Here is a 3,027-nt window from a genome sequence, read left to right on the forward strand (position 1 = left end):
GCGGGGATTTCAATCCCCGCCGCTTCCGCCCCCCTCCCCAACCCTCTCCCCAGAGGGGAGAGGGGGTTTAAGGCAGCCCTCACCCTAGCCCCGTTGGCGCGCCACTCCCCAAATGTAGGGCGGGGATTTCAATCCCCGCCGCTTTCATGTTCCCAACCTCAACCCTCACCCCAGAGGGGGGAGGGGGATGATCGGAGGCGTTCAGCGCTGGCCGGGGCCGGCGTCGAGGATGCCCCGGAACTCGGGCATCTTCACGTCTATGTAGGTCTTGGCGATGAGCTCGGTGACCCAGGTGGTCTGCTTCTCCTGCAGCCGCAGGGAGTAGATGGCCGACTCGGCCTCCTCGCGGGTCATCTCCTGGCGCTCGGTCCGATCCACGAGCTGGGTGATGCGCAGGCCGCCGCTCACCCCGTAGGCGGAAGTCAGCCCCCCCGGCGCCGTGACCGCCAGCTCCGCGCCCAGGGGGGCGTTGGTGGTCTCGATGACGCTCTGGGACGTCTGCCGGACCTCCACATCGAGGATGTCCTCGTATCCGGTGCCGGCGATGTCGGCCATCGGGTTCCCGGCGAGCAGCCGGCGGACGGCGTCCAGCGCCTCGTAGGTCCTTGCCTCGTCGTCGGGTGTGGGCCGGACGCTGAGCTGGATGTGGGCCGCGCGGACGTGGTCCTCGTCCAGGCGCTCGATGACCTTGGCCACGTGCCAGCCGTATCTGGTGCGCACGGGATCGGAAACCTCCCCCGGGGCCAGGGAGAAGAGGGCCCGGTCCAGGGGCTCCTCGAGGAAGCCCCGCTCGACGACGCCCAGGTCGGCGGGGACGTCGGAATAGGTCGCGGCGAGGGCGAGGAAGTCGCCGCCGCGGCGGGCGAGACCGGCGATGCGCGCCGCCCGGGCCTCGACCTCGTCCTCGGTGGCCGCTCCGGGCCGCACGTAGGCCGTGATGTCGCGCAGGGTGTAGACGGTCCGGCTGCCCGCGTCGGCCGCGTTCTTCGACAGGTAATCGTCTATGTCCTCTTCGGTGATGTTTATCTTGGCCGAGTAGTAATCCTGCATGAGCTGGGAGATGAGGTAGTCCTCCCGGGCCTGCGTGCGGTAGAGGTCCTCGAGCTTGTCGGGGGTGAGGCCGACCTCCGCGAGGGCGGCTTCGAACTCCTCTTGGGAGGCGTAGACGGAGCGCGCCTGGTTGATCTGTTTCTGGACCAGGGCGTCGAGCTGGGCGTAGGTTATCGCTATCCCCCGGCGCTCGGACTCCTGGACCAGCACGCGGTTGGCCACCAGGTGGGCGAAAATCTGTTTGGTCAACAGGTCGAGCTCGTCGGCCGAGGGTCGCGCGCCGATCTGCGCCAGGTAGTTCTGCACCGTCCCCTGGATCTCGGAGGCCAGGACGGCCTCGTCGGCGACCACGACGGCGATGCGGTCCAGCACGTCGGCCGCGGACACCGCGACGGCCAGAATCAGAAATACGACGGATGTGAGGCGCATCTTACCCTTCCGGCTCCTGGCGAGGGGCACGCCAGATGGTCTCCTCGGCCTTGGCCCACAGGCCCGCGAGCCACTTCTCGCGCTCCGAAGCGCTTTTCTCGTCGAACAGGATGTCGTGGATCCGGTCACGGACGAGGGCCAGCGGCGGAACCGTCTTTTCTTCCGGCTCATCCCGGATTAAAAGCAGGTGGAAGCCGTAGTCGGTCTCCACCGGCCCTCCGATTTCGCCGACCTTCAGGCCTTCGAGTGCCGTCGCCAGGACTCCCGGCAGATCCTCGGAGCCCTGCACCTCGACCAGCCCTCCCGCGGGGCCCTCGGGCGCGATGGAGAGCGAACGGGCCAGCTCCTCGAAGTCCTCCCCCGCATCGAGACGGGCGAGGACCGCGTCGGCGCTCTCGCGGTCCTTGGTCACAATCTGGTAGAACCGGAGCGGTCGGCCGCCGAGCTCGTCGACGTGCTCCCGGTAGTACGCGGCTATCTCCGCCTCGGTGATTTTAATCCGATCCAGGACCTCCTGGCCGACCACGGCCTCGTAGAGGAGATCCTCGCGGACCTTGTCGCGGAGCTTCTGTTCCCGCATCCGGGCCGCCGGACCGCCGGCGAGGATGACCTCGTCGTTGGCCGCCAGGGCCTCGTAGATGCGCTCCACCTTCTCGTCGGGGACGGTGATGCCCAGGTCCAGGGCCTCCCGGAGCACCAGGCGGCGCGTTATCAGGCGGCCCACCACCTCATCGGGGATCGGCGTGCCCGGATCGGCCCCCATCAGCTCCCAGGCCTCCTCTTGGGTAATCCTCTCCCCCTGGACGGTGGCGATGACGCCCTCGTCGCCCTCATCCCCGCCGCAACCGGCGAGGACGAACAGGGCGGCGATTAAAAGCATGAGCGGGCGGTGCACGTCAGGCCTCCGGTACGGTTCGCGACGCCTCCAGCAGGGCGTCGAAGAGGTCATTTACGAGCTCGTCGTCGTAAACCACGGGGTAGGTCTTTTTAAGCTCCTCGAGGAAGGAGTTGAAGAGCCCGGGCTCCGCCTCGCCCATCAGTTCGTCCACCAGGTAGTTGTAGACCGTGGGGTCGTTCTCCAGGGTGCGGTTGGCCGGCGGCAGGATGTCCACGACGTAGAGTATGCCGTAGCCCTTCACCCCGTCGCGCTCGCCCTCGATGACCGGGCTGATCCACCCCTTGCCGTGGTCGAAACCGGGCAGAAGGTAGTCGTCCGCGTCATCAATCTGGACGGACTGGTTGACGTTGGCGGATTTTTTATCCAGGGACTCGTCGCGGATGATGATGCGCAGGAGTTCCTCGGGGTTGTGGGCCAGCGGCTCGCCGGGGGCCCTGGTCTTCAGATCGGCCAGGCTCCCGATGGTCTCGGCCTTGGGGTCGTAGTTCGCCTCGTCAACCAGAAGCGCCCGCAGCTCCTCCGCCCGGTCGCGGTCGGGGAGAATGGCGAGGTAGTAGGCCATCCTCCGGTTGTAACCGAACCGGTCTATGGTATCCTAGTAGCGACTGCGGACCTCGTCCTCGGTGGGCCGGGGCTGGGTGGCGATGAAG

3 protein-coding genes are annotated in these 3,027 nt (G+C 67.3%); all 3 read right to left on the bottom strand.

Annotated features, from left to right (window positions below):
• Nucleotides 1-201: 201 nt before the first annotated feature.
• From NTW26_00220 to NTW26_00230, 3 genes are read right to left on the bottom strand one after another with little or no spacing between them, the layout of a single operon-like run.
• The gene (locus NTW26_00220) at nt 202-1,479 is read right to left on the bottom strand and encodes a peptidylprolyl isomerase (protein ID MCX7020698.1); all 1,278 of its coding nucleotides are present in this window, start codon (nt 1,477-1,479) and stop codon (nt 202-204) included.
• Between the two features lies 1 nt (nt 1,480).
• Nucleotides 1,481-2,374 carry a peptidyl-prolyl cis-trans isomerase gene (locus NTW26_00225; protein MCX7020699.1) on the bottom strand — a complete coding sequence of 298 codons (894 nt, stop codon included), beginning with the start codon at nt 2,372-2,374 and terminating at the stop codon, nt 1,481-1,483.
• A gap of 1 nt (nt 2,375) precedes the next feature.
• Complete coding sequence (locus tag NTW26_00230; GenBank protein ID MCX7020700.1) at nt 2,376-2,939, bottom strand: hypothetical protein; 564 nt, start codon at nt 2,937-2,939, stop codon at nt 2,376-2,378.
• Nucleotides 2,940-3,027 lie beyond the last annotated feature (88 nt).

The sequence above is a fragment of the bacterium genome (assembly GCA_026398675.1).
Classification (GTDB): Bacteria; RBG-13-66-14; RBG-13-66-14; order RBG-13-66-14; family RBG-13-66-14; genus RBG-13-66-14.